Here is a 26,098-nt window from a genome sequence, read left to right on the forward strand (position 1 = left end):
ATCAGGGCTAACCACACAGGCTAAAGTTTAGTGAATACACTAAGCTTTAGTTCCACAACATTAATTTAATCCACAAGTTGGGGAAAACAGAATGTTCCAGCAAGAAGTGACTATTACAGCACCGAATGGCCTGCACACTCGTCCTGCTGCTCAGTTTGTCAAGGAAGCCAAAGGGTTTACTTCCGAAATCACCGTAACCTCCAATGGCAAAAGCGCCAGCGCCAAGAGCCTGTTCAAATTGCAGACGCTTGGTTTAACGCAGGGTACTGTGGTGACTATCGCCGCAGAAGGTGAGGATGAAAAGAAAGCCGTAGAACATCTGGTTAAACTGATGGCGGAGCTTGAGTAACAACAGGCAAGCCTTTTTAGTGAGCATCAGAATCGAGTAAGGTAGGGTTATGATTTCAGGCATATTAGTATCACCGGGCATTGCTTTTGGTAAGGCACTGTTACTGAAAGAAGATGAAATAGTCATCAACCGGAAAAAAATCTCTGCTGACCAAGTAGAGCACGAAGTTGAACGTTTTCTGACTGGTCGGGCCAAGGCCTCTAAACAGCTGGAAGCCATCAAGAACAAAGCGGGTGAAACGCTGGGCGCAGAGAAAGAAGCCATCTTCGAAGGCCACATCATGTTGCTGGAAGATGAAGAGTTCGAGCAGGAAATCATAGCCCTGATTAAAGATGAACACGCTTCTGCCGACGCCGCCGCATTTTCAGTGATTGAAAATCAGGCCAAAGCGCTGGAAGAACTTGACGATGAATATCTGAAAGAACGTGCCGCAGACATGCGGGATATCGGCAAACGTCTGCTGAAGAACATTCTTGATATGACCATCGTCGATCTGGGCGATATCAAAGACGAAGTCATTCTGGTCGCCACCGACCTGACGCCGTCTGAAACCGCACAGTTGAATCTGGACAAAGTGTTGGGCTTTATCACCGATCTCGGTGGCCGTACTTCTCATACGTCCATTATGGCCCGCTCGCTGGAGCTACCGGCGATTGTCGGCACGACCAATGTCACCAAGCAGGTTAAAAACGGCGATTTTCTGATTCTGGATGCGGTAAATAACAAAATTTATCAGAATCCGTCCTCTGAAGTTATCGATGAATTAAAAGCGGTTCAGCAACAATACAGCTCTGAAAAGCACGAACTGGCCAAACTGAAAGATTTGCCGGCGGTCACGCTGGACGGTCATCAGGTTGAAGTGTGCGCCAACATCGGTACGGTGCGTGACGTCGCCGGCGCCGAACGCAACGGCGCCGAAGGCGTTGGTCTGTACCGCACCGAATTCTTGTTTATGGATCGCGACGCGCTGCCGACCGAAGAAGAGCAGTTCCAGGCTTACAAAGCCGTTGCCGAAGCCGTCGGCGCTCAGGCGGTGATCGTGCGCACCATGGATATCGGCGGCGATAAAGACCTGCCTTACATGAATCTGCCGAAGGAAGAGAACCCGTTCCTGGGCTGGCGTGCAATCCGTATCTGTCTGGATCGCAAAGAAATTCTCCATGCACAGTTGCGTGCTATCCTGCGCGCTTCCAGTTTCGGCAAACTGCGCATTATGTTCCCGATGATCATCTCGGTCGAAGAAGTTCGCGAACTGAAAGCCGAACTGGAGATGCTGAAAGGGCAACTGAGGGAAGAAGGTAAAGCCTTTGATGAGTCCATCGAAGTGGGTGTAATGGTCGAAACGCCGGCGGCGGCGGCCATTGCTCATCATTTGGCGAAAGAAGTTGACTTCTTTAGTATTGGGACAAACGACTTAACCCAGTATACTCTGGCGGTTGATCGTGGTAATGAGCTGATTTCTCATCTCTACAACCCGATGTCTCCAGCAGTATTGACCCTGATTAAACAGGTGATTGACGCATCCCATGCCGAAGGTAAGTGGACGGGAATGTGTGGTGAGCTCGCTGGTGACGAACGTGCTACACTACTGTTATTGGGAATGGGTCTGGACGAATTCAGCATGAGTGCAATCTCTATCCCGAGCATCAAGAAAATTATCCGTAATGCGAATTACGAAGATGCGAAGGCGCTGGCGGAGCAGGCTCTGTCCCAACCAACAGCACAAGAGTTAAGCAACCTGGTGAGCCGATTCATTAAAGAAAAAACGCTCTGCTGATTCCACATGCTGGCCCAATATTAATGCTTAGGAGAAGATCATGGGTTTGTTCGATAAGTTGAAATCTCTGGTTTCGGATGACAAAAAAGACACTGGCAGCATCGAAATCATTGCCCCGCTGTCCGGCGAAATCGTCAATATTGAAGATGTGCCCGATGTCGTCTTTGCTGAAAAGATCGTGGGTGACGGGATTGCCATTAAACCTACGGGTAACAAAATCGTTGCGCCGGTAGATGGCACGATCGGTAAAATTTTTGAAACTAACCATGCTTTTTCTATCGAGTCTGATAGCGGTATTGAGCTATTCGTTCACTTTGGTATCGATACCGTCGAACTGAAAGGCGAAGGCTTCAAACGTATCGCGGAAGAAGGTCAACGCGTGAAGAAAGGCGATCTCATTATTGAGTTCGATCTGCCGCTGTTGGAAGAAAAAGCCAAGTCCACGCTGACGCCGGTGGTTATCTCCAATATGGATGAAATCAAAGAACTGATTAAGCTGAACGGCACCGTGGTTGTTGGTGAAACGCCGGTTATTCGTATTAAGAAATAAACCGCATCGTCATTGATTGATGGTTGAAAAACGGCACCCCTGCGGTGCCGTTTTTGTATTACTTCCAGCGAGGAATACGCAGACAAATAATCAACCCGCCCTGCTCCCCGTTTTCTGCTTCAATGTGCCCACCATGGGCCAGCACAACTTTGCGGGCAATGGCCAACCCTAACCCGTAGCCTTTGCCGGAAAGCGGCGATTCGATGCGGATAAAGGGATCAAAAATGCTGGATAACTTACTTTTCTCGACCCCCGGCCCTTGATCGACCACCCGGATCGTCCATTCATGTTCATCTCCGCTGAGCGAAACGCAAACCTGTTGCGCGCGGGAGGAAAACCTCAGCGCATTACGCACGATATTATCAATCGCTCTGCGCATCAGATTAGCATTGCCCTTAACCGTGTGATCGACGCCGTCATCCGCTTGTAACAGGATTTCCACGCCGGGAACCTGCGCTTCGTAACGCGCGTCATTGACCACCGCCGTTACCAGTCCCAGCAAATCAAAATATTCTTCGTCAACGCCAGAATTTTGCGTGCGCGAGAGCGCCAGCAGTTCGCCGATCATCTTGTCCATACGGGCAGACTCACGTTCTATGCGCAACAGCGAACTTTCCGTATTGTCGGCATTCTGACGCGCCAGACCGATAGCCAATTGCAATCGGGCCAGGGGAGAACGCAATTCATGGGAAACATCATGCAGCAGTTGTTCTCTGGTACTGACCAGGATGTCCAGTCGTTCGACCATCGAGTCAAAGTCGCGCGCCACTTCACTGATTTCATCATGCCGTTTGCGCATCACCGGCAACAGGCGCACGGAGAGATCGCCCTGAGCCACCCGACCAAAGCCGCCGCGAAGCTGATTAAGCGGCCGGGTCAGATTCCATGCCAATAGCCAACTGAAAAGCAATCCGCCTAGACCGCCGACCCAGATCAGAGGCGCAGGCATATTGAGAATTTGCGGCGGTCTGCGGGACCGAAACTCGCTATGCAGCCGTTTTATATCATAACGCACCTGATACCACTCGCCCTGTGGCCCGTTAACCTGTTCGACTATATTGCGCGGCGCGCCCCTTTTAAACTCAGCAGCCGACTCCGTTCGAGGCGCGATTTCCCGATCGGGCAAGGGCTGCGATGACGTGGTTACCGATATATAGTGCCGTTCTTTTTCCGGCCACTGCGCCATCACGCCGTTCAGCGCAGTCAATCCCCCCTGCCGCAACGCTGTCGTTGCAATCGTCGTCTGCATGGTTGCAATGCGCGTAACAACGCTCTCTTCCAGCGGTTTAAACCGCTCGCCATACATAGAGAATGCCAACCATAACAGTTGCGAAATGACGATAAACGTCAACCAGAACCCCAGTAATATTTTCCAGAACAGCCGCCCGCGTATCATCATTAACGAATCCGATATCCCACGCTGCGCACCGTTTCAATCGTCATCTCATTGCCATCCAGCGCGCTGAGCTTCTGGCGAATATTACTGATATGCACGTCCACGCTGCGATCGTACGCCTCACGTCGGCGCCCAAGGCACGTTTCCGAGAGTTCATCTTTTGATACCACCCGTTCCGGGGATCGCAGCAGTAATTCCAATAAATTAAACTCCGATGCGGTCAGATCAAAAGCCTGCCCCCGCCACTCGCTGCTGCGAGTCGCCGGGTTAAGCACCAGTTCGCCGCACGAGGCGACGCCTTCATCCGATTTTTTACTTGGCTGGTCGTCATAACGACGCAGCACCGCTCTCAGCCGGGCAACCAGTTCACGCGGATAGCAGGGCTTCGGCATGTAGTCATCGGCGCCCATCTCCAGCCCGATGACGCGATCGATATTGTCGCCCTTTGCCGTCAGCATAATCACCGGCAACTGCTGGCTTTTTCTTATCTGACGCAAAACATCAATACCGCTCATGTCCGGCAACATGATATCCAGGATAATCGCGGTATACTCGCCTGATACCGCACCATCAATTCCCTCTTTGCCGGTCAGTACCCTTGATGTCGCAAACCCTTCGGCATTCAGATATTCGCAAAGCATATTTCCCAGTTCTACGTCATCATCGACCAGTAAAATTTTCATACCCTGTCCCCATTCGCGGATGTATCGTGTATTCTCAGGTCTGGCATAAATCTTCGCAGCCAGATTTACGAAATCCTTGCATATTCTTTCACTAAAGATTACCTATTCCTTTTCGTACCCGGAGTAAATTATCCTATCCAGCTGTTTACTTATTTGCCGATGTATTTTTAAGGACGCTTTTTCCTGATGCCATTACGATTCATGACAACCCGCAACGTTAGCGTGGCGGTTGGTGTTGTACTTACCGCCGTGCTTATTTATATGTTTTCATCGCGGTCGGATTCCACAGTAAATTATATCACCGCCGTCGCTGAAGTCCGCGATATGGAAGAAACCGTTCTGGCGGATGGCACCATAGAAGCACAAAAACTGGTTAGCGTCGGTGCGCAGGTTTCAGGACAGATAAAAGCGCTGCACGTGACGTTGGGAGATAGCGTCACCAAAGGGCAGTTGCTGGCGGAAATTGATGACCTTACGCAGCAAAACACGTTGAAAAACAGTGAAGCCGCATTAAAAAACGTGCAGGCGCAACGGGCGGCCAAAGTCGCCACGCTGCGCAATGACGAATTGAATTGGCAACGCCAGCAGATGCTGATAAAACGCGGCGTCGGCGCCCAGGCGGATTACGACAGCGCCAAAGCCACGCTGGATGCGACAAAAGCCGATATTGACGCGTTGGATGCGCAAATTGTTCAGGCCCAGATCGCCGTGAACACAGCCCAGGTCAATCTAGGGTATACCAAAATTCTGTCGCCGATGGACGGCACCATCGTCTCGCTGCCGGTCGAAGCGGGGCAAACGGTCAATGCAGCGCAAAGTACGCCCACCATCGCCAAAGTCGCCAATTTGGACACCATGACGATCAAAGCGCAAATATCCGAGGCCGACATCGTTAAAATCAAGACCGGCATGCCGGTGTGGTTCAGTATTCTCGGCGAACCGGCCCAACGTTATCAGGCAACGCTGCGGGACATTGAGCCGGCCCCGGACTCCATTGACGACGACGACACCTCATCATCGTCTTCCAGCAGCAGCACCAGCAGTTCATCATCCAGCAGCGCCATCTATTACAACGGCCTGTTCGACATAGAGAATCCCGACGGCATATTGCGCATCTCCATGACCGCGCAGGTCTATATCCTGCTGTCGTCGGTCAAAGGCGCCATTGCCGTTCCCGCCACCGCCTTAAGCTCTCACGACGGCATGAGCTTCGTACAGGTGGTTAACGACCAGGGACAGGTTGAATCCAGGGCGGTCACCGTCGGTCTTAACGACAACGTTTATACCCAACTGCTCACTGGCGTCAATGCGGGCGAGCGCGTCATCGTCAGCCAGCAATCAGGCAACAGCAGCAATACCACCACGCGTCGGGCCGGCCCGCCGATGGGGATGTAAGCATGTCTGAGCCATTACTCAAACTTAGCAATATCACGCGCCGCTTCATCAACGGCGAACAAACCGTCACGGTGCTGAAGAATATTAATCTGACGATCGGCGCCGGGGAAATGGTCGCCATCGTGGGGGCATCAGGATCGGGGAAATCGACCCTGATGAACATCCTGGGATGTCTGGATAAACCGTCAGAGGGGGACTATCAGGTTGCCGGGCACGCGGTGCAGACGTTAAGCAGCGATCGGTTGGCGCAGCTGCGCCGCGAAAACTTTGGCTTTATCTTCCAACGCTACCACCTGTTGGGCGATCTCACCGCACAAGGCAACGTGGAAGTTCCCGCCATCTATGCGGGTAAATCGCGCCAGCTTCGGCGGCAGCGCGCCGCCGACCTGCTTGGCAGGCTGGGGCTGGGCGAACGCCTGAACTATCGTCCCAGTCAGCTTTCCGGCGGGCAACAACAGCGGGTCAGTATCGCCCGCGCGCTGATGAACGGCGGCAGCGTTATTTTGGCCGACGAACCTACGGGCGCACTGGATACGCACAGCGGCAATGACGTGCTCGGCATTCTTAAAGATCTGCATACCCAGGGCCACACGGTGGTGATTGTGACGCATGATATGCAAATCGCGGAAATGGCCGAGCGAATTATCGAGATCCGCGACGGCGAAATCATCGCCGACCGTCAGGTGAAACCGTCGCCGGCGCTGCCGCAGCCGCAGCCCTCGCCCGCCGCGTCGTCATCAACAGTATCATCTCTTAACCAGATGAAAGATCGCTTCATTGATGCGTTTAAAATGGCGCTGCTGGCGATGAATGCGCAACGCATGAGAACCTTTCTGACGATGCTCGGCATCATCATCGGCATCGCCTCCGTGGTGTCCGTGGTGGCATTGGGAAAAGGTTCGCAGCAGAAGATACTGGAGGATATCAGCGCCATGGGCACCAGTACGCTGGAGATTTACCCTGGTAAAGACTTCGGCGATATGCGATCCAGCGCGATTCAGACGCTGCGCGCCACGGATATTTCACCGCTGGCGCAGCAGCCCTATGTGCATAGCGTAACGCCTTCGGTATCGACCAGCATTACGCTGCGCTACCGCAACATTGCCGTTTCGGCAAACGTGACCGGGGTTGGCGAACAGTTCTTTACCGTTCGCGGCTACCAGCTTGAACAAGGCATCACCTTTCCGAGCAGCAGCGTTGATAATCTGACGCAAGACGCGGTGATTGATAAAAATACCCGGGATAAGCTGTTCCCCAACGGAGAAGATCCGATTGGTCAGGTCATTTTACTTGATTCGATGCCGAGCCGGATTATCGGCGTGGTCAGTAAAAGCCAGTCCGGATTCGGCAGCGATGAAAACCTGAACGTCTGGGTGCCCTACACCACGGCGATGAAGCGCATGATCGGCCAGTCTTATCTGAAAAGCATTACCGTGCGGGTGAACGACAATGTCGATCTGAACGTCGCGGAACAGGGAATTACCCAGATACTGACTCAACGACATGGCACAAAAGACTTTTTTGTCATGAACACCGACAGCATCCGCCAGACCATTGAGAAAACCACCTCGACCATGACGCTGCTGGTGTCAATGATTGCGCTGATTTCCCTGCTGGTCGGCGGCATCGGGGTGATGAATATCATGCTGGTTTCCGTCACCGAGCGCACGCGGGAAATTGGCGTACGCATGGCGGTCGGCGCCAGAACCAGCGACATCATGCAGCAATTTCTGATCGAAGCCGTACTGGTCTGTCTGTTCGGCGGGGCGTTGGGCGTGGCGCTCTCGCTGAGCGTGGGGGTGATATTCGCCAAATTCAGCACCAATTTCGCCATGGTCTACTCCAGCGGATCGATTATCGCCGCCTTCCTTTGCTCCAGCTTGATTGGCATTATCTTCGGCTTCTTCCCCGCGCGACGTGCCGCGCAAATGGAGCCGATACACGCGCTGGAGCGGGAGTAAAGTCGAAGCCACGCCGCTGACGAGGTGTCTGCGGCGTTCTCCCCCTTATTTCGGAGCGCCATTCCATCCGAGGGGCGCTCTCTGACGAACCAGCGCCTGGCGCTCATTTTCTCCTGGAGTGGACTGACTTTCCGGTTTCTGAAACGACTATCAACTTAATAAAAAATAAACCCTGGTGTTAGCAATAATCAAATAATAATAAATATAACTTAATGATTTTATGAAGTTAGCATAAAACGACCATCCTATTATTATCAGGATGTCAACCATGCCAAAGGCGCCATGACTAACTGCGGAAACAGTACCAGCAGGAATAATACGACAAACTGGGCAAGGACAAACGGCCATACCCCCACCAGTGCCTGATTCATAGAAAGTCCGGCAATCCCTCTGACCACATTTAATACATTCCCGGCTGGCGGTGTTAATAACCCAATCGCGTTATTCATAATAAACAGGACGCCGAAATACACTGGATCAATACCAGCCTGTACCACAACAGGCAATAATACCGGAGTAAGAATCAGAATGGTTGGCGTGAAATCCATAAACATTCCGATGATAATGATAATTACCATCATGATCAGCAGCATCACCATGGGCTTATCACTAAAAGGACGGAGCATATCGGCGAAATCCGCCGGAATATTGGCAATGGTGATCATATAAGCCGAGAGCATCGCGGCAGCGACCATTAGCATAATCACCGCAGTTAACTTAGCGGCATTCAGACACAATTCAAAAATATGCCGTAACTTTATTTCCCGATAAATAATAACGCCAACAAAAAGTGAATAAACGGCGGCAACAACCGCGGCTTCGGTTGGTGTAAATAGCCCCATCCTTAAACCAACAATAATAATCACCGGCAGCATCAACGCCCAGACACTGCGACGTGTTTCATGCCAACGTTCGCGCAAACTGACTTTCGGGAAAACTTTCAACTGACCGATTTTATCCGTACGCCCCATCAATATATACCAGGTCACGACCAAAGACAGCGCCATTAATAAACCAGGTACAATACCGGCCATAAACAGTTTCGTAATAGAAACGTTTCCAATAATTCCAAATAAGATCAACCCGACTGACGGAGGTAACACCGGAGCAATAACACCTCCAGCCCCCAGCAAACCAGCAGAACGCCCAAGATCATAACCCCCTGCCCGCATCATCGGTAATAGCATGGCGGCCAGCGCAGCAGTGTCGGCCACAGCCGACCCGGATAGGCTAGCCATAATCAGGGCGGCAAAAATGACCACATAACCAAGCCCCCCTGGGACATGGCCGACCCAGGCCACCGCCAGATTAACAATACGCTTCGACAATCCGCCCGCCAGCATAAACTCACCAGCCAGCAGGAAAAAAGGGATCGCCAGCAACGCAAAATTATCCGCACCAGGAATAATGGTTTGAATAATAATTTGTGGATCAAACATACCCTGCGACACCATTAACACCACACCACTGAGCAACAGTGCAAATGCCACTGGAACGCCTAATGCCAGAGCACCTAACAGGGTGATAATAAATAGGGTTATAATCATATATTATCCTAAATTAACTGACAGTTTACTATGGCGATATATAGCGAATTAAACCGAGTTATTTTGTTTCAGAATCTGCCTCTTCGGATTTCTTTTTCCCACCAGACGCCATTGAGTACTCAGCCTCACTGACTTTATTCATCAATAATCGAGCCAGATTATAAATACATATTAGCGCCATACTTCCTGATGAAATATAAATTACCCCATAGACTAACAGCAGAGGAACACCACTGACCGGGGCCGGATCGTCGACAAATAATTCATGCTGTAACCAGAAACCATAAAACATCAGTACACAGCAAACCATGACCAGTAGCTGCGTAACCCCCCAGCATATTTTTCGTGATAATCGGGGTAATAGCTGCTGTACGGTATCCACGCTTAAATGCCGCTGATCGCGCGATGCGCTGATGACACCTAAAAATATCACCCAGAAAAAACAGAACCGAGATAACTCATCAGAAACAGGAAAGCCAGAATGAAAGCCATATCGCATAACCACATTGCCAAAAACCATCACCACCATACTGATGATGCATATCACTAAGATAATATCCACTAATCTGAATAATTTATTTATGATATAAGCCATATATTCCTCATTACCAGCACGGCTATCGGTATAGAAATATTTATCTTCTCTGAACACGCTATACATTAAGGTCCGGCACAGTGACACCGGACCACAGTAAAAACGCCTAGCCCCTCACTTTATTCTACTGCCTGCTGGCGAACTTTCTCTATCTCATCAATAAATGTTTTGACAAAATCGGCACCGATAATACCGGTATGTTTTTCAATAACCGGCTTAACAACGGTACGGATTTTATCCAGTTCTTCTGGCGGAAGAACGCTGATTTGCATACCGGCCTGTTCCAGTTGATTAACTGCATCGTCAGCCTGACGTATTTCTTCGGCGCGCTGAAATACCTGTGTTTCCTGAGCAATTTTATGAATAATATCCTTCTGCTGAGGGGTAAGCGAATCAAACCATTTCTCCGCCACGACCAACACTACCGGAGTATAGACATGGCGAGTTACGGTAAAATATTTTTCAACCTCGTATACTTTGTTCTGGTACATATCAACCACTGGATGCTCGTGTCCATCCAGTACCCCAGTTTCCAACGCAGTAAAAACCTCAGTGTAAGAAAGAGGTACCGGATTCATACCGATAGTCTGAAAGCTGTCAATCGCCACTTTGGTCGGCATCACGCGAATCTTCAGTCCTTTCATATCGGCCATGGTATTCACCGCATGTTTATTGTTGGCCAGATCACGAAATGCACCGCCGCTCCACGTTAATCCATACAGCTTAAGTTTCGACAGGTTCTTAAGCATCTCCTGTCCAACTGGCCCATCCAGGACTTTGGCGACTTCATCATGATTCTGGAACAAGAAAGGAAAGTCGAAAATCTGCAACGTTTTTTGTCTGCCAGCCAATGGTGAAACGGATCCCAGATAAAATTGTTGTACGTTGCTCTGGGTGGCCTGCAACATCTGTTGCTCCGATCCCAGCGAAGAAGAACCGAAAACATTAATTTTAATTTCGCCATTCGTGGCTTTATTGACTTCATCGGCAAATTTCTGCATGGCAATGCCACGCGGATGATGATCGGTAAAGCTGTGTCCCAAACGGGCTGTTTTCACGGTCTGAGCATTAACCATCTGTGCAAAGGTTACGCAACAGAAAGTAATCGCAACGATCACCCCGGCTTTTTTTAATCCGACAAACGGTTGAAATAGCATAGTAGGCTCCGTATTTATTATCGGTCAGAGATATTTGTTATAGTTGTCTGTGCCGTCGGTGCAGGGACGGGAAATCACGCCCTCTTTACCAGAGGCAAAATTACAATACGGCCAGCCACCCTCCATCAACATAGACTATCTGTCCATTTACATAGTCCGAAGCGGATGAAGACAGATAAATAGCCGTACCAATCAACTCGTCTGGATGACCCCAGCGTTTGGAGGGGTTACTCGCTTTCACCCAGGCGTCAAACTCTTGGTTATCAATCAGCGCCGTGTTCATATCGGTGAGGATGTAACCTGGGCCGATAGCGTTGGTCTGAATATTAAACTCCGCCCATTCTGCGGCCATGGAACAGGTGAGCAATTTAATCCCTCCTTTGGCGGCGGTATAAGGCGCGACAGTAGGACGGGCGGCCTGACTGGTGAGTGAACCAATATTGATAATTTTTCCGCCCTTTCCCCGTGAAATCATGCGTTTTGCCGCCGCTCGCGAAACAATAAATGTACTGGTCAGGTTGGTATCAATCACACGTTTCCATTGTTCCAGCTCCAAATCGACCATCGGTTTGCGATATTGGATGCCGGCATTATTGATCAGGATATCCACTTGCAGGCCTTGCTGATCCAGCGCGACGAACGCACTTTCCACTGCGTCTTCATTGGTGACATCAAAGGCTATGCTGTGTGCCTGATACCCTTTTTCACATAGTTTTTGTACTGATTCATTCAGTGACGCTTCACGTATGTCGTTTAAGATCACACGGGCGCCAGCAGTGGCTAACCCTTCAGCATAGGCCAACCCCAGACCACGTGCAGAACCCGTGACCAGTGCCGTTTTTCCAGTCAAATCAAACAGAGCGGACATAGAAAATCCTCATGTTTACTATTAAGAGAAGCGAACGCCATCAACTTGTATGACATCACTCATATTTAACTTGTTATACGATTGTTTTTAAATCAACAGACATCGGTTAATTTTGCAGAACCGATCACAAAACTAACTTATACTTCATTGTTTACATTAAAGTAAAAAATTTAATTTATTGTTTTTTATAGCTTACTTTATAAGTTGCATAAATAAACATGATGCTTAAAATTTTCTTCAACAATGAATTGAACGATGATATAAATAAAATCAACTTGTAGGACGACTGCTGTGTATTTAGGAGTAATGGCCAGTAGTAGCCGGACGTTTTTTGTTGGTGGAAAGCCAGGCATACAACTGCGCGTGGAATAGTAAAATTATAATATTTAACTTTAAAAATAAGGAGTTACTGTGAGTAATATAAAAATTACTGCGGTGAAGACAATCCTGACGGCACCAGGCGGTATTGACTTGGCGGTAGTGAAGGTTGAAACCAGCCAGCCAGGTCTTTACGGGCTGGGCTGCGCCACCTTTACCCAGCGCATTCATGCGGTTAAAACGGCTATTGACGAATATATGACGCCTTTCCTGATTGGCAAGGATCCAACACGAATCGAGGATATCTGGCAGTCTGCCTGTGTAAGCGGTTACTGGCGCAGCGGTCCGATCATGAATAATGCGCTGTCGGGCGTGGACATGGCGCTATGGGACATCAAGGGCAAACTGGCCGGAATGCCGGTCTATGAACTGCTTGGCGGCAAATGTCGTGACGGCATCCCATTGTATGTCCACACCGACGGTGGAGACGAGTTTGAAGTCGAAGACAATGTCCGTGCCCGCATGGAAGAGGGGTATCAGTACGTCCGTTGCCAGATGGGCATGTATGGTGGGGCAGGTACAGACGATCTGAAACTGATAGCCACCCAGTTGGCACGAGCGAAAAACATCCAGCCTAAGCGTTCTCCACGTAGCAGCACGCCGGGTATCTATTTTGATCCGGAAGCCTATGTGAAAAGCGTTCCGCATTTATTCGAGCATCTGCGCAACAAACTCGGCTTTGGCATTGAGTTCATCCATGACATTCATGAGCGTGTGACCCCTATCGCCGCCATCCACCTGGCTAAAATACTGGAGCCGTACCAATTGTTCTATCTTGAAGATCCGGTGGCGCCAGAGAATATCGACTGGCTGAAAATGCTGCGTCAGCAATCCTCCACGCCAATTTCAATGGGTGAGTTATTTACCAACATCAATGACTGGAAACCGCTGATCGCCAATAACCTGATCGACTATATTCGCTGCCACGTCAGCACCATAGGCGGTATTACACCGGCGAAAAAACTGGCGACGTTAAGCGAAATCCATGGGATCCGCACGGCCTGGCACGGACCGGGGGATATCTCGCCAGTAGGCGTTTGTGCCAACCTGCATTTGGATATGAGCGTGACTAACTTTGGTATTCAGGAATACACACCGGTGAACGATGCGCTCCGTGACGTGTTCCCTGGTTGTCCAGAGATAGAGAAAGGGTACGCCTATCTGAGCGAGCGTCCTGGGCTGGGGATTGATATCGACGAGAAAAAAGCCGCGAAATATCCCTGCATTGGCGGTATTCCATCCTGGACTAACGCCCGTACGCCCGACGGCACCGCCTCCCGGCCTTAATGGGAGAAGAAATGGCTGCTGAACGCAGCCATTTGAGGTTGCTGACAAAGTCGTCTGTAAGCCTGAGATACCCGGCCTACCGTACCGAGGGGCGCACGCCGCTACGGCCCCTCGCCACGCTCTGCCAAATAATGAGCGTTCTCAATCCTCTATTCGTTGACTGTTAAGCTTTTCAATTGCAGTAACGTTTTCTGACATCGCTTCATTAAGCACCGCTACGGCGGTAGATGCATCACGGTTCTTGATAGCCATAAATACCTTGATATGCGCCTCGACGCTCTCAAGCGAGATACCCAGTGAACGGTTCAGTTCTTCAAGGTAGTAGTAGTAAATATCCTTAATGGAGTTCATCACGTTGTAGAATACTTTGTTCTGTGAAGCCTTAGCGATCGCCAGATGGAAATCAAAATCCGCCTGAGAGTATTTCTTATAGTCATCCTTGTTTGTCAGCATACGATTCAACGCTTTTTCCAGAGCGGAAATATCCTCCGCTGTGGCATTCTGAACCGCTAACTCCATGCATTTGAACTCGACTGTCTGGCGGAATATCATCATGTCGTGAAACTCTTCGCGGCTGAGATGCATGATCGGCTGCTGCTCATTAAGCAGGCTACGTTGGCTGAAGTTTTTGGTAACGAAACTGCCTTTCCCCTGATGAGTAATGACAATACCCAGATCGCGTAGTCGTTGTACCGCGCTACGGATGCTGACTCGGCTGACGTTGAATGACACAGTAAGTTCGGATTCTGAGGGGAGCTTACTGCCCGGCGGCCAGCTACCATCCAGCAGTTTTTCCTTAATTTGCTCATAAACTGCATTGACTACATTGTGTTTCTGGATTGATTTAATGCTCATGAGGGCTATCGCATATAAGTTGTCCTACAACATATCATGGATATAACATGCAGTGTGCGGCATGTGAAGCCTGCGCCGCTGTTTTGTATTCTGAATCTAACTGAAAATTGACCGCTCTCACGCTTAGAACCTATCCGGATAGGCCATGGTATGACTTCATCCTTGTTCTGCTTTCAGAACGCCTCAAACACGCCTGTCGATAAATAGCGATCGCCGCGGTCGCAGGCGATCGCCACGATCACGCTGCCGGGATTGTCCGCCGCAATACGCAACGCGCCGCAGACGGCGCCGCCGGAACTGACGCCGCAGAAAATGCCTTCCCGGCGGGCGAGTTGACGCAGTGTGCTCTCCGCTTCCTGCTGCGAAATATCCATAATGCGATCGACAAGATCGGGGCGGAAGATACCGGGCTGATACCCCGGCGCCCAGCGCCGGATACCGGGAATCTGGCTGCCTTCGGCAGGCTGTAATCCTACGGTGACGATCTCATTACGCTGTGCTTTCAGATAACGGCTGACGCCGGAAATGGTGCCGGTGGTTCCCATACTGGATACAAAATGCGTCAGCTTGCCCGCCGTTTGCCGCCAGATCTCCGGGCCGGTGGTCAGAAAATGGGCGAGAGCGTTGTCCGGGTTATTAAACTGATCGAGGATTTTCCCTTCGCCTGACTGCGCCATGTGCCGCGCCAAATCGCGCGCGCCCTCCATCCCCGCTTGCCGGCTGACCAACACCAGCTCCGCGCCGTAGGCACGCATCGCAGACTGACGCTCGCGGCTCATATTTTCCGGCATCAATAGGCGTAGACGGTAGCCTTTCAGCGCCGCGATCATCGCCAGCGCAATACCCGTATTCCCACTGGTCGCTTCAATCAACCTATCACCGGGAGCGATATCACCCCGCTTTTCCGCCTGCTGAACCATGGATAATGCCGCACGATCTTTTACCGATCCCGCCGGGTTGTTTCCTTCCAGTTTCAGCCAGACTTCACTGCCCGTCCCCTGCGCCAAACGCTGCAATTTCACCAGCGGAGTATTGCCGATACCCTGTTCAAGCGTTGTCAAAAACCGGCCCTCACAAATGCCCTAAAGCAGATTACAGCGTCAGCAGACGTTCCAGCGAAGGCGCAAAGAAATAGCTGCCGCTTACCGCCCGGGTGAAGCGCAGCATATCGTCACGCTTGCCGTCCCGCTCGCCAAACATGCTGAGCAGTTGCTGCTCAATGTTATGCAGCCGGGCGCAGTAGGCGATGAAATACAACCCGTGCTTGCCGCTCGCCGTGCCGTAAGGCAGGCTCTGACGTAAAATTTTCAGCCCTTTGCCGTCTTCTTTCAAATCCACGCGGCTGACATGAGACGTCGACGGGCGCTGTTCAGAAGAAAGCTCTTCGTTATCGAACTTGGTGCGGCCGATCATCTGCTCTTGCTGCTCAACGCTGAAACGCTGCCACTGCTTGAGATTATGTTCCCAGCGCTGAACAAAAACATAGCTGCCGCCGGCATCGGGCTGACCGTCGGGAACGATAGCCACACCGTGGCGATCGTCGCCCTGCGGGTTTTCCGTCCCATCCACGAAACCACTCAGATCGCGGTCCTCGACACAGCGAAAGCCGTGTATTTCTTCTTCCACATGGATGGCGCTGCCAAAAGCGGCCAGAGCCGCCTGCGCCAGACTGAAATTCACATCATGCCGGTATGACTGAATATGAATCAGCAGGTCGCGTTGGGTTGCCGGCGCCAGCCCTTTACCCAACGGCGTAAAGGGTTTGAGCTCCAGCGCGGAATTGAGGCAATCCAGATCGCGCCACACATCATTGCCAAAAGCCAGCACCGCGCCCAAGCCCGCATCGGGAAACTGCTGTTGCAGCTCGGACAGCGCCTGACAAAACTTTTTGCATCCCTGGCGGATGGCATCAAATTCCCCCTGCACCATAGCTTCCATAAAAATGGCAAAACGGCGATGCTCCAGCAAGATACCGCTTTGAATTTGTGTCATCTGCGCTTCCTCAATCTCATTATTTTTCTTAGTCGTATTGGTAATGTGTTTATCCGCAATCCCTTATCCCCTAGGTGCAGAAGCGCTATCATACCGGAACAAATGCGGTTTTTACTTTGCTTAAACGCAATTTCAGTTCCGGCATCCGATCAATCGCGAGCCTGCGCATGCCAGATAATCTTGCTCACACGCCATGTTTTGAGAATGTCGTCAGGCGGCATCAGCCCTTCCGGCCCGCTCCACTCGCCGGAAAACAGATAGCTGACATGTTTGCTCTGCGGGGCGACGCACTCAACGCTTTGAGCGTCATCTCCTTGCCCCGGCTGGCATACGCCAAACGCCTTGCTGTAGGAGGCGCTGAATGCATCGCCGATTTTTACTCCCCACTGGCTATCGATTGCCGCATCCATCACCTCGACTTTGCGAACGTGACTTTTCGGCTCACCGCTGATGATCAATTTAACTTCCTGACCGTCCAGCGCCTGATAAAAAGCGACCAGTTGACCGTTGTCCGAACCCATTCCGCCGCGGAGGCGATAATCGCCGTTCAGCGCCTTGTGTAACACCGGCTCGGACAATGGCGTACCGGCATTAATCTCCCCAACGCCGGCGTCCGACACCTGAAGCGAACCGCCAAACCAGCTAAACGGCGACAGGCTGGACCAGGAGAAATGGCTCATCGTGCCGCACCCGGTCAGTAACAGTGGTAAACCCAGCAATAACGGGCGAAATCTCATGACTTTTACTCCTCAATATTGAACGGCCGCAATCGTTAGCCGCCATCACCAGATTTGGATTTGAGTATAAGGCGGGCGGAAAGTGCCGTAAAAGGCAGGGTAATCGGGTTTTAATTATCATTGAATCAACAATGCGGTGAGAAGACCCAGCGGCCCTGAGTCATCGATAAATAGAGGTGATCTAACGTATCCGGCGCCGGATCAGTATTCCTGATCCTCAATCAGCCGTTTACCCAGCGTCACGCAGTCCACCATCTCATAGTCCAGCTTTTCATACATGCCAATCACCGCGTCGTTATCCTCCCGCACCATCAGGTGGATCTTGGGACAACCACGGGCAATGAGTTTTTTTTCCAGACGGCTGATCAGCGCATTGGCAATGCCTCTGCCGCGGAAATCCGGATGCACGCCGAGATAATAGGCGGAACCGCGATGGCCGTCATAGCCGCCCATGATGGAACCCACCACTTCGCCGCTCACTTCCGCCACCAGAAACAGCTCGGGATCGTGGTTCAATTTGCGTTCAATATCCATTTCAGGATCGTTCCACGGACGCAGCAAATCGCAGCGCTCCCAAAGGGTGATCACTTCCTCAAAGTCATCTTGCCGGAATATGCGGATTTCCATCACGTTGGCCACTGTGCAATTAGGTAAGTTCTGATTATCGCGTGATTTTTGTCAGACGCAATATCAAATTGCCGCCGGTCAAGAGAAATGCGCCTTGCGGCCGTGGGGGATATGATTTATTGATCGGCAATAATCGTTATACTGGAGCGCTTTATTCAATTCAGTGGTGATAAAAGGAACCTTTGCGCATGTCTCACACCAGTACGGTAACAACCTTTCTGCGCGGATTGCAGGATGATCTCTGTCGGCAGCTCGCCGCAGCGGACGGCGCCACCGATTTTGATGAAGATATCTGGCAGCGCGCTGAAGGCGGCGGCGGATGCAGCCGCGTATTATCCGGCGGCGATGTTTTCGAACGGGCCGGCGTCAACTTTTCTCATATCACCGGCAGTTCGCTTCCCCCTTCCGCCAGCGCCCATCGCCCCGAGCTGGCGGGCCGCGGTTTTCAGGCGATGGGCGTTTCGCTGGTCGTTCATCCGCGCAATCCCTATGTGCCCACCAGCCACGCCAACGTGCGCTTTTTTATCGCGGAAAAACCGGGGGAAGATCCGGTGTGGTGGTTCGGCGGCGGTTTCGATCTGACGCCGTTTTATGGCTTCGAGGAAGACGCCGTGCACTGGCATCGCACCGCCCGCGATTTATGTCGCCCGTTCGGCGCGGACGTCTACCCGCGTTATAAACAATGGTGCGACGATTATTTTTTCCTGAAACATCGTAATGAGGCGCGCGGCATCGGCGGGTTGTTCTTTGACGATTTGAACACGCCTGATTTTGATACCGCCTTTGCCTTTACCCGCGCGGTTGGCGAAGGGTTTTTGCATGCCTATCTGCCGATAGTCGAACGTCGCAAGGCCCTGCCGTGGGGCGAGCGCGAGCGCGAATTCCAGCTTTATCGCCGCGGGCGCTATGTGGAATTCAATCTGGTGTGGGATCGCGGTACGCTATTTGGCCTGCAAAGCGGCGGACGCACCGAATCGATTTTGATGTCCATGCCGCCGCTGGCGCGTTGGGAATATCAGTATCGCCCTCAGCCCAACAGCCCCGAGGCCGCGCTATACCGGGATTTCTTGCCCGTCAGGGATTGGCTGGGCGACAACAAAAACGGAGTAACGGAATAATGCAGATTTGGGTCGATGCCGACGCTTGTCCCAACGTCATCAAAGAGGTGCTGTTTCGCGCCGCGGAGCGCACGGAAACACCGGTAACGCTGGTCGCCAATCAGTCATTGAAAGTGCCGCCGTCACGTTTTATCCACACCCTGCGCGTCGCCGCCGGATTCGATGTCGCGGATAACGAAATCGTGCGCCGGGTTGAAGCGGGCGATCTGGTGGTGACCGCCGATATTCCGCTGGCCGCCGAAGCGATCGAAAAAGGCGCTGTGGCGCTCAATCCGCGCGGCGAACGCTATACGCCGGACACCATCCGCGAACGGCTGAACATGCGCGATTTTATGGATACCCTGCGCGCCAGCGGCATCCAGACCGGCGGCCCGAATACGCTGAATCAACGTGACCGTCAGCAGTTCGCCAACGAACTGGATAAATGGCTGCGGCAATCAATGTAACGCCCAGAGGATCAGAAAAAGCAAAGCCCGCGGTCGCATCATGCGATTGCGGGCTTTTGACCTCAACCGGCCTTACAGCGGCTGGGTTTGCGCCTCAACCACCGCCAGCGCCACCATATTAACGATACGCCGCACCGAGGCGATCGGCGTCAGAATATGCACCGGTTTGGCGACCCCCATCAGCACCGGCCCGACGGTTACCCCTTCGGAAGAAGAGACGCGCAGCAGGTTATAGCTGATACGGGCCGATTCCATATTGGGCATGATCAGGATATTGGCCGAACCTTTCAGCGGACTGTCCGGCATCTGCTCGCGGCGGATCGACTCCACCAGCGCGGCATCGCCGTGCATTTCGCCGTCGATTTCCAGCTCCGGCGCCAGTTTATTCACCAGCGCCAGCGTAGCGCGCATTTTCGCGGCGGTGGGCGAGTCAGAAGTGCCAAAGTTCGAATGCGACAACAGGGCGACTTTCGGCTCGATCCCGAAACGACGCACGGTGTCCGCCGCCATCAGGGTAATCTCCGCCAACTGCTCCGGGGTGGGATCGGCATTGACATAGGTATCGGCGATGAACGTATTCCCGCTCGGCAACAGCAAGGCGTTCATAGCGCCGGCGACGTGGACGCCTTCGCGATAGCCAAAGACTTTTTCCACCACGGCGAAATGCTCTTCATAAGTGCCGATGGTTCCGCAAATCAAGGCGTCGGCTTCACCGCGCAGCACCATGATGGAACCAATCAATGTCGGATTACCGATCACCTCGCGCTGCGCCTTTTCCTGCGACACGCCGCGACGCTTCATGATCTCGAAATATTCGCTCCAGTATTCTTTAAAGCGCGGATCGGATTCATTGTTGACCACTTCAAAGTCTTTACCAATGGTCAACTGTAACCCCAGCTTTTGCAGGCGCATTTCAATCACGTTCGGCCGCCCAATCAATATCGGAAAAGCCAGCCCCAGCGTCACCAGTTCCTGCGTCGCGTGCAGCACGCGCGGATCTTCCCCTTCGGCCAGCACCACCCGACGGGGCTGCTGACGCGCCTGAGAGAAAACCGGCTTCATAAACAGGTTGGTCTTGTAGACAAACTCCGTCAGCTTCTCGACATAAGCAGTAAAGTCTTCAATCGGCCGCGTCGCCACGCCGGACGCCATCGCCGCTTTCGCCACCGCCGGGGCTATCTTGATAATCAGGCGCGGATCGAACGGTTTCGGGATCAGATACTCCGGGCCGAACGACAGATCCTGATCGCCATAGGCCGAGGCCACCACTTCGCTCTGCTCCGCCAGCGCCAGATTGGCAATGGCGTGCACGCACGCCAGCTTCATCTCTTCATTGATGGTGGTCGCCCCGACATCCAGCGCGCCGCGGAAGATGAACGGGAAGCACAGCACGTTGTTCACCTGATTCGGGTAGTCTGAACGGCCGGTACAGATAATGGCGTCCGGGCGAACCTCCTTGACCAGCGGCGGCAGAATTTCCGGTTCAGGGTTGGCCAGCGCCAGGATTAGCGGACGTGGCGCCATGGTTTTCACCATCTCCTGCGTCAACACCCCGGGGCCGGAGCAGCCGAGGAAAATATCGGCATCGGGGATAACGTCCGCCAGCTTACGCTTGCCGTTATCCTCAACGGCGTAAGCCGCTTTGGTTTCCGCCATATCCTCTTCACGGCCTTTGTAGATCACGCCGCGCGAGTCACACACCACGATGTTGTGCGGCTTCATGCCCAGCGCCACCAGCAGGTTCAGACAGGCGATGGATGCCGCTCCCGCGCCGGAAACCACCAGGCGTACGTCAGCGATATTCTTCTCCACCACCCGCAGCCCGTTCAGCACCGCCGCGGTACAGATAATGGCGGTGCCGTGCTGGTCGTCATGGAATACCGGAATTTTCATACGCTCGCGCAGTTTCTTTTCAATGTAAAAGCATTCCGGCGCTTTGATATCTTCCAGATTGATGCCGCCAAACGTCGGCTCCAGCGCGGCAATGATGTCGATCAGTTTATCCGGATCCAGTTCATCCACTTCAATATCGAACACGTCAATACCGGAGAATTTCTTAAACAAAACCCCCTTGCCCTCCATCACCGGCTTGCCGGCCAGCGCGCCAATATTGCCAAGGCCGAGCACGGCGGTTCCGTTGGAGATCACCGCCACCAGATTGCCGCGCGCGGTGTACTTGTAGGCCGCCAGCGGATCTTCCGCAATTTCCAGACAGGGCGCCGCCACCCCGGGTGAATAAGCCAGCGCCAGATCGCGCTGGGTCGCCAACGGCTTGGTTGGAGAAACCTGTATTTTCCCGGGCACCGGATATTGGTGAAAATCAAGGGCGCTTTGCTTTAGTTGTTCATCCATTTTTTATCCCTTCTTGGTTTTTGTTGTGGCGTACATGTAGGGTCAAGGATCACCAGTATAATGTTTGAGAATTGTTAAACTTTGAAGGATGACAAAAAGCGGAAGGTTAATGCAGATTAAAATAGTTACTTTATTTGTTAGTTTTTTGTTCAATCAAAAAACATCACACCGTCGGAGGACAAAACATCGGCGACGAAATCGTCACTCCTGGTTTTGCGCGACGCCCGTTGCCCGCACTTTCACGGGCGCGTTCGACATCAACACGCCCGGCAGTACGCCCGCTACTTGGTAAACCATCCCTGAATCTGCGCGTGCTGTAGCAACATGATGGTTTTGGCATCCATAATGCGCCCTTCTTTCACCATTTCGAGCGCCTCGGTAAAAGACAGCTCCAGCACTTCAATGTCCTCATCGTCGATACCGCCGCCCTGGTTATTCCGCAACGACTCATCATACTCCGCGGCGAAGAAATGCAGCCGTTCGGTGATGCCGCCGGGCGACATAAAAGCCTCAAACAATTTTTCAACCTTGCCAATCGCATAGCCGGTTTCTTCAATCGCTTCATTACGGATGCATGTCTCCGGCAAGTTATCGTCCAGTAAGCCGGCGCAGGCCTCCAGCAACATGCCGCTTTCATTGCCATTCAGATAGGTGGGGATTCGGAACTGGCGGGTCAGGATCACGGTGCCCTTTTTTCGATTATACAGCAGAATGGTCGCGCCATCGCCACGATCGTACACCTCCCGGATCTGACGCACCACGCCGCCATTCTTTCTTTTTAAATCAAAAACATATTTGTGAAGAATAAACCAATGATCGGACAACAGTTTCTTTTCGATGAGCGTAATTGGCGACGACATAACTGAACCACTATAAGCAAGAATCGATATCTGATGATAAGAAGATACCGACAGGATTGCACGTCGTCATAGTCCTAAAGCGGTACTGACCAGCAGATAAAGATTGAGCGACACGACAATCGACACAATCGCTTTGCCGATGATTTGTATCAGCCGATGGTTGACCAAATCGCCCATTAATTCCCGGTTACCGGTGAATGACAGCAGAGGAACCAGCGCCAGAGCAATACCAAAGCTCAGGATCACCTGACTTAATACCAGCACCCGGGTGGGATCCATACCAGACAGGATAACGATAAATGATGGCAGCATGGTCACCGCGCGCCGCACCCACAGCGGAATATGGAAATGAACAAATCCCTGCATGACCACCTGCCCGGCCAGCGTGCCGACGACCGTCGAGGAAAGCCCTGCCGCAACCAAACTCAGGCCGAAAATGGTCGCCGCCGCTTTCCCCAGCAAAGGCTCCAGCGTCAGATAGGCACGATCCAGATCGGCAATATCCTGATTGCCGCTGAAATGAAACGCCGCGGCTGCCGTCGCCATCATCGCCAGATTGACAAATCCGGCGATGGTCATGGCAATAGCCACATCGACTTTGCTCGAGGAATAACGTTCGGCGCGGGAATGCTTATCCGCGCGCTGCGTCAAAGAAGAGTGCAGATAAATAACATGCGGCATGATCGTCGCCCCCAACACGCCCGCGGCCAGAAACACCGCATCCGACGTCGGCAGGCTGGGGATAACCATCCCTTTGGTCAGGGCGGCCAGTTCCGGCTGCGAGAAAACCAATTCAACAATATAAGCCGCGGCCACAAACAGCAGCAGCCCGCCAATCACTCTCTCCAGCGGCTTTTGTCCGCGCTGTTGCAGCATCAAAATCAGGAAAGTCGCGATACCGGTGAGAACGGCGCCTTCAAGCAGCGAAACGCCTAACAACAGCTTGAAACCGATAGCCGCCCCGATGAATTCAGCCAGATCGGTCGCCATGGCGATGATCTCGGCCTGCACCCAGTAGGCCCAAACGGCGGGCCGCGGAAAACGATCGCGGATCAGTTCCGCAAGATTTTTACCGGTGGCGATACCCAGCTTGGCTGACAGCAACTGGATCAACATCGCCATGATATTGGCCCACACCACCACCCATAACAGGGTATAACCATAGGCGGCGCCGGACTGAATATTCGTCGCGAAGTTGCCCGGGTCGATATAACCGATCGCGGCAATGAAGGCCGGCCCCATCAGAGAAAGTTTGATCTTTCTTGACGCGCGGCTTGCTGACTCGACGATAGGGTTGCCCCGCATAGTATGACCTTTCTAATACTGTTGTTTTTACTACCTTCACATTAATGATAATGATTATCAACCGCATTTATAACGACAATACCAATTCTTCTGATAGTTAAAGATGATGGTGCGGCAGAAAAATAAAAAGTCCCTTTTTAACAAACCAATAGTAATTAACTATAAACAAAAAACCCCATGCCTGAAGCACGGGGTTGGGATTGATGCGAAACGAAATAGGCTGAATCAGTCTTTCGCCTTAGACACCGCGACCATCGCCGGACGCAGTAAACGCCCGTTCAGCGTGTAGCCTTTCTGCATCACCATCATTACGTGATTTGGCGGATAATCATCGGATTCCAGCATCGTCATTGCCTGGTGAACTTCCGGGTTAAAGGGAACATTCACTTCCCCCACCACCTCGATGCCAAACTTATGCACGGCATCCAGCAACGATTTCAACGTCAGCTCAACGCCTTCAATCATCGATGCCAGCGCATCGTTGGATTTGTCCGCCACATCCAGCGCGCGTTCAAGGTTATCGATTACCGGCAACATTTCACCGGCAAATTTTTCCACTGCGAATTTGTGCGCCTTCTCGACGTCCATTTCCGCACGACGACGGATATTGTCGGCTTCGGCCCGGGCGCGCAGTATGCTGTCGCGCTCACGCTGTTGCAGCTCGGCCAATTGTGTTTCCAGTTCGGCAATACGCTCATCGCGCGGGTCGGCTACGTCTGTTGCTTGCGGCGCCGCTTCCGCCTGTTGCCCTTTCGCTGTCTTCGTGTGATCCAAGACTTGCTCATCGGGCGTGTTCTGTTCTTTACTACTCATGAAATTCTCCGCGGTTTAGCATTAATCTCGCTAGTTGCTTATTATGGGGATCAAAACCGGGGATGCAAGGGAACCAGTCACATATTGGTTTCACCCGACACCGGGCACATCACGCTGAGGATAACGACAGCAATGGTTAAACCATTTAATTGTATTGGCATCGTCGGCCACCCGCGCCACCCCACCGCGCTGGCAACTCACGAAATGCTCTATCACTGGCTGACCGCGAAAGGTTATGCGGTGCTTATTGAGCAGCAGATTGCCCTCGACCTGAATCTGAAAGGCGCCCGAACCGCCAGCCTGGCCGATATCGGCCAACAAGCCGATCTGGCGGTGGTGGTGGGCGGCGACGGCAACATGCTGGGCGCGGCCCGCGTGTTATCACGCTATGACATTCAGGTCATCGGCGTTAACCGCGGCAATCTCGGTTTCCTGACCGATCTGGATCCCGATCAGGCCCAGCAGCAGCTATCCGAAGTATTAAACGGCCACTACCTGAGCGAACGGCGTTTTATGCTGGAAGCCCATATCTGCCGTGCCGATCAACCCAGCAGCAGCAGCACCGCCATTAATGAAATCGTGCTCCATCCCGGCAAAGTGGCGCATATGATCGAATTTGAAGTCTACATCGACGACAACTTCGCTTTTTCTCAACGTTCAGACGGCCTGATTATCTCCACGCCAACCGGCTCGACCGCCTATTCCTTATCGGGCGGCGGTCCGATCCTGACGCCCTCGCTGGATGCCATCGCGCTGGTGCCCATGTTTCCCCATACGCTCTCGGCCCGCCCGCTGGTCATTAACAGCAGCAGCACCATCCGGTTAAAATTTTCCCACACCACCAGCGATCTGGAAATCAGTTGCGACAGCCAGATTTCATTACCGCTACAGGAAAGAGAAGAGGTGCTGATTCGCCGCAGCGAAAATTACCTGAATCTAATCCATCCTGAAAATTACAGTTATTTCAATACATTAAGCACAAAGCTCGGCTGGTCTAAAAAATTGTTCTAAATTTGTCCTCAGCTACTTTACTGTATATAAAACCAGTTT

General features: G+C 52.2%; 24 protein-coding genes. 9 read left to right on the forward strand and 15 right to left on the reverse strand.

The genetic code is table 11. The annotated features are described in order from the left end of the window. Positions 1 to 91: 91 nt before the first annotated feature. The 3 genes from ptsH to crr are packed head-to-tail and all read left to right on the forward strand — an operon-like array spanning position 92 to position 2,676. A complete protein-coding gene (gene ptsH, locus JG725_RS09110) occupies positions 92 to 349 on the forward strand; it encodes a phosphocarrier protein Hpr (RefSeq protein ID WP_172289506.1) in 258 nt (85 codons plus the stop codon). A gap of 49 nt (positions 350 to 398) precedes the next feature. Next, on the forward strand, positions 399 to 2,126 hold the full coding sequence (gene ptsI, locus JG725_RS09115; protein ID WP_199377693.1) for a phosphoenolpyruvate-protein phosphotransferase PtsI: 1,728 nt from the start codon (positions 399 to 401) through the stop codon (positions 2,124 to 2,126). A gap of 40 nt (positions 2,127 to 2,166) precedes the next feature. After that, the gene (gene crr, locus JG725_RS09120) at positions 2,167 to 2,676 is read left to right on the forward strand and encodes a PTS glucose transporter subunit IIA (protein ID WP_172289504.1); all 510 of its coding nucleotides are present in this window, start codon (positions 2,167 to 2,169) and stop codon (positions 2,674 to 2,676) included. A gap of 58 nt (positions 2,677 to 2,734) precedes the next feature. Here crr and JG725_RS09125 read toward each other — a convergent pair whose 3' ends face one another. Both JG725_RS09125 and JG725_RS09130 read right to left on the reverse strand, forming a co-directional pair. After that, the gene (locus tag JG725_RS09125; RefSeq protein ID WP_172289503.1) at positions 2,735 to 4,075 is read right to left on the reverse strand and encodes an ATP-binding protein; all 1,341 of its coding nucleotides are present in this window, start codon (positions 4,073 to 4,075) and stop codon (positions 2,735 to 2,737) included. Further along, positions 4,075 to 4,755, reverse strand: a complete 681-nt coding sequence (locus tag JG725_RS09130) for a response regulator transcription factor (RefSeq protein WP_199377695.1) — start codon at positions 4,753 to 4,755, stop codon at positions 4,075 to 4,077. Before JG725_RS09130 ends, JG725_RS09125 begins: the two co-directional genes overlap by 1 nt. Positions 4,756 to 5,016: 261 nt before the next feature. Between JG725_RS09130 and JG725_RS09135 the strand changes: the two genes are divergently transcribed. Next, complete coding sequence (locus JG725_RS09135; RefSeq protein ID WP_233356385.1) at positions 5,017 to 6,150, forward strand: efflux RND transporter periplasmic adaptor subunit; 1,134 nt, start codon at positions 5,017 to 5,019, stop codon at positions 6,148 to 6,150. A 2-nt stretch (positions 6,151 to 6,152) separates the two neighbouring features. Then, a complete protein-coding gene (locus JG725_RS09140; RefSeq protein WP_199377697.1) occupies positions 6,153 to 8,111 on the forward strand; it encodes a MacB family efflux pump subunit in 1,959 nt (652 codons plus the stop codon). Positions 8,112 to 8,365: 254 nt separating this feature from the next. Here the strand turns inward: JG725_RS09140 and JG725_RS09145 are convergent, their stop codons facing one another. From JG725_RS09145 to JG725_RS09160, 4 genes are all read right to left on the reverse strand, one after another. After that, on the reverse strand, positions 8,366 to 9,658 hold the full coding sequence (locus JG725_RS09145; protein ID WP_199377699.1) for a TRAP transporter large permease subunit: 1,293 nt from the start codon (positions 9,656 to 9,658) through the stop codon (positions 8,366 to 8,368). A 58-nt stretch (positions 9,659 to 9,716) separates the two neighbouring features. Next, positions 9,717 to 10,319 carry a TRAP transporter small permease gene (locus JG725_RS09150; RefSeq protein ID WP_172289498.1) on the reverse strand — a complete coding sequence of 201 codons (603 nt, stop codon included), beginning with the start codon at positions 10,317 to 10,319 and terminating at the stop codon, positions 9,717 to 9,719. Between the two features lie 53 nt (positions 10,320 to 10,372). Continuing rightward, entirely contained in the window at positions 10,373 to 11,410 is a 1,038-nt protein-coding gene (locus JG725_RS09155; protein WP_233356372.1) for a DctP family TRAP transporter solute-binding subunit, read from the reverse strand. A gap of 100 nt (positions 11,411 to 11,510) precedes the next feature. Next, positions 11,511 to 12,278 carry an SDR family oxidoreductase gene (locus JG725_RS09160; RefSeq protein ID WP_199377701.1) on the reverse strand — a complete coding sequence of 256 codons (768 nt, stop codon included), beginning with the start codon at positions 12,276 to 12,278 and terminating at the stop codon, positions 11,511 to 11,513. A 411-nt stretch (positions 12,279 to 12,689) separates the two neighbouring features. Here JG725_RS09160 and JG725_RS09165 point away from each other — a divergent pair, with 411 nt between their 5' ends. Next, positions 12,690 to 13,943, forward strand: coding sequence for an enolase C-terminal domain-like protein (locus JG725_RS09165; protein WP_172289496.1), 1,254 nt, complete (start codon positions 12,690 to 12,692; stop codon positions 13,941 to 13,943). 141 nt (positions 13,944 to 14,084) lie between these two features. Here JG725_RS09165 and JG725_RS09170 read toward each other — a convergent pair whose 3' ends face one another. From JG725_RS09170 to JG725_RS09190, 5 genes are all read right to left on the reverse strand, one after another. After that, positions 14,085 to 14,798: a FadR/GntR family transcriptional regulator gene (locus JG725_RS09170; RefSeq protein WP_172289495.1), complete on the reverse strand. Its 714-nt coding sequence runs from the start codon at positions 14,796 to 14,798 to the stop codon at positions 14,085 to 14,087. 173 nt (positions 14,799 to 14,971) lie between these two features. Further along, positions 14,972 to 15,859 (reverse strand): cysteine synthase CysM, encoded by an 888-nt coding sequence (cysM, locus tag JG725_RS09175; protein WP_199377703.1) that lies wholly within the window; start codon positions 15,857 to 15,859, stop codon positions 14,972 to 14,974. 31 nt (positions 15,860 to 15,890) lie between these two features. Then, the gene (locus tag JG725_RS09180; protein WP_172289493.1) at positions 15,891 to 16,790 is read right to left on the reverse strand and encodes a Dyp-type peroxidase; all 900 of its coding nucleotides are present in this window, start codon (positions 16,788 to 16,790) and stop codon (positions 15,891 to 15,893) included. Positions 16,791 to 16,939: 149 nt separating this feature from the next. Continuing rightward, positions 16,940 to 17,527, reverse strand: a complete 588-nt coding sequence (locus JG725_RS09185) for an RpoE-regulated lipoprotein (RefSeq protein ID WP_172289492.1) — start codon at positions 17,525 to 17,527, stop codon at positions 16,940 to 16,942. A gap of 201 nt (positions 17,528 to 17,728) precedes the next feature. Further along, positions 17,729 to 18,154, reverse strand: coding sequence for a GNAT family acetyltransferase (locus JG725_RS09190; protein ID WP_172289491.1), 426 nt, complete (start codon positions 18,152 to 18,154; stop codon positions 17,729 to 17,731). Positions 18,155 to 18,342: 188 nt separating this feature from the next. Between JG725_RS09190 and hemF the strand changes: the two genes are divergently transcribed. Both hemF and JG725_RS09200 read left to right on the forward strand, forming a co-directional pair. After that, positions 18,343 to 19,272 carry an oxygen-dependent coproporphyrinogen oxidase gene (gene hemF, locus JG725_RS09195; RefSeq protein WP_172289490.1) on the forward strand — a complete coding sequence of 310 codons (930 nt, stop codon included), beginning with the start codon at positions 18,343 to 18,345 and terminating at the stop codon, positions 19,270 to 19,272. Then, positions 19,272 to 19,718 carry a YaiI/YqxD family protein gene (locus JG725_RS09200; protein WP_199377706.1) on the forward strand — a complete coding sequence of 149 codons (447 nt, stop codon included), beginning with the start codon at positions 19,272 to 19,274 and terminating at the stop codon, positions 19,716 to 19,718. The genes hemF and JG725_RS09200 overlap by 1 nt, the downstream gene beginning before the upstream one ends. A gap of 72 nt (positions 19,719 to 19,790) precedes the next feature. On the opposite strand, the gene maeB is transcribed toward JG725_RS09200, so the two are convergent. From maeB to grpE, 4 genes are all read right to left on the reverse strand, one after another. Further along, positions 19,791 to 22,070, reverse strand: a complete 2,280-nt coding sequence (gene maeB / locus JG725_RS09205) for an NADP-dependent oxaloacetate-decarboxylating malate dehydrogenase (protein WP_172289488.1) — start codon at positions 22,068 to 22,070, stop codon at positions 19,791 to 19,793. A gap of 281 nt (positions 22,071 to 22,351) precedes the next feature. Continuing rightward, positions 22,352 to 22,930 carry a GDP-mannose pyrophosphatase NudK gene (gene nudK / locus JG725_RS09210; protein ID WP_199377708.1) on the reverse strand — a complete coding sequence of 193 codons (579 nt, stop codon included), beginning with the start codon at positions 22,928 to 22,930 and terminating at the stop codon, positions 22,352 to 22,354. A gap of 66 nt (positions 22,931 to 22,996) precedes the next feature. After that, a complete protein-coding gene (locus JG725_RS09215; protein ID WP_172289486.1) occupies positions 22,997 to 24,235 on the reverse strand; it encodes an Nramp family divalent metal transporter in 1,239 nt (412 codons plus the stop codon). Positions 24,236 to 24,460: 225 nt separating this feature from the next. After that, positions 24,461 to 25,048, reverse strand: a complete 588-nt coding sequence (gene grpE / locus JG725_RS09220) for a nucleotide exchange factor GrpE (protein WP_172289485.1) — start codon at positions 25,046 to 25,048, stop codon at positions 24,461 to 24,463. A gap of 132 nt (positions 25,049 to 25,180) precedes the next feature. Between grpE and nadK the strand changes: the two genes are divergently transcribed. Continuing rightward, entirely contained in the window at positions 25,181 to 26,059 is an 879-nt protein-coding gene (gene nadK, locus JG725_RS09225; RefSeq protein ID WP_172289484.1) for an NAD(+) kinase, read from the forward strand. The last annotated feature ends 39 nt before the right edge of the window (positions 26,060 to 26,098 follow it).

This window comes from Brenneria sp. L3-3C-1 (genome assembly GCF_016456245.1).
Lineage (GTDB): Bacteria > Pseudomonadota > Gammaproteobacteria > Enterobacterales > Enterobacteriaceae > Brenneria.

Excerpts from the sequence above, each read along its gene's own strand:
- ptsH (WP_172289506.1), top strand. The coding sequence starts at position 92 with ATGTTCCAGCAAGAAGTGACTATTACAGCACCGAATGGCCTGCACACT.
- ptsI (WP_199377693.1), top strand. The coding sequence starts at position 399 with ATGATTTCAGGCATATTAGTATCACCGGGCATTGCTTTTGGTAAGGCA.
- crr (WP_172289504.1), top strand. The coding sequence starts at position 2,167 with ATGGGTTTGTTCGATAAGTTGAAATCTCTGGTTTCGGATGACAAAAAA.
- JG725_RS09125 (WP_172289503.1), bottom strand. The coding sequence starts at position 4,075 with ATGATGATACGCGGGCGGCTGTTCTGGAAAATATTACTGGGGTTCTGG.
- JG725_RS09130 (WP_199377695.1), bottom strand. The coding sequence starts at position 4,755 with ATGAAAATTTTACTGGTCGATGATGACGTAGAACTGGGAAATATGCTT.
- JG725_RS09135 (WP_233356385.1), top strand. The coding sequence starts at position 5,017 with ATGTTTTCATCGCGGTCGGATTCCACAGTAAATTATATCACCGCCGTC.
- JG725_RS09140 (WP_199377697.1), top strand. The coding sequence starts at position 6,153 with ATGTCTGAGCCATTACTCAAACTTAGCAATATCACGCGCCGCTTCATC.
- JG725_RS09145 (WP_199377699.1), bottom strand. The coding sequence starts at position 9,658 with ATGATTATAACCCTATTTATTATCACCCTGTTAGGTGCTCTGGCATTA.
- JG725_RS09150 (WP_172289498.1), bottom strand. The coding sequence starts at position 10,319 with ATGTATAGCGTGTTCAGAGAAGATAAATATTTCTATACCGATAGCCGT.
- JG725_RS09155 (WP_233356372.1), bottom strand. The coding sequence starts at position 11,410 with ATGCTATTTCAACCGTTTGTCGGATTAAAAAAAGCCGGGGTGATCGTT.
- JG725_RS09160 (WP_199377701.1), bottom strand. The coding sequence starts at position 12,278 with ATGTCCGCTCTGTTTGATTTGACTGGAAAAACGGCACTGGTCACGGGT.
- JG725_RS09170 (WP_172289495.1), bottom strand. The coding sequence starts at position 14,798 with ATGAGCATTAAATCAATCCAGAAACACAATGTAGTCAATGCAGTTTAT.
- JG725_RS09180 (WP_172289493.1), bottom strand. The coding sequence starts at position 16,790 with ATGACACAAATTCAAAGCGGTATCTTGCTGGAGCATCGCCGTTTTGCC.
- JG725_RS09185 (WP_172289492.1), bottom strand. The coding sequence starts at position 17,527 with ATGAGATTTCGCCCGTTATTGCTGGGTTTACCACTGTTACTGACCGGG.
- JG725_RS09190 (WP_172289491.1), bottom strand. The coding sequence starts at position 18,154 with ATGGAAATCCGCATATTCCGGCAAGATGACTTTGAGGAAGTGATCACC.
- hemF (WP_172289490.1), top strand. The coding sequence starts at position 18,343 with ATGTCTCACACCAGTACGGTAACAACCTTTCTGCGCGGATTGCAGGAT.
- JG725_RS09200 (WP_199377706.1), top strand. The coding sequence starts at position 19,272 with ATGCAGATTTGGGTCGATGCCGACGCTTGTCCCAACGTCATCAAAGAG.
- maeB (WP_172289488.1), bottom strand. The coding sequence starts at position 22,070 with ATGGATGAACAACTAAAGCAAAGCGCCCTTGATTTTCACCAATATCCG.
- nudK (WP_199377708.1), bottom strand. The coding sequence starts at position 22,930 with ATGTCGTCGCCAATTACGCTCATCGAAAAGAAACTGTTGTCCGATCAT.
- JG725_RS09215 (WP_172289486.1), bottom strand. The coding sequence starts at position 24,235 with ATGCGGGGCAACCCTATCGTCGAGTCAGCAAGCCGCGCGTCAAGAAAG.
- grpE (WP_172289485.1), bottom strand. The coding sequence starts at position 25,048 with ATGAGTAGTAAAGAACAGAACACGCCCGATGAGCAAGTCTTGGATCAC.
- nadK (WP_172289484.1), top strand. The coding sequence starts at position 25,181 with ATGGTTAAACCATTTAATTGTATTGGCATCGTCGGCCACCCGCGCCAC.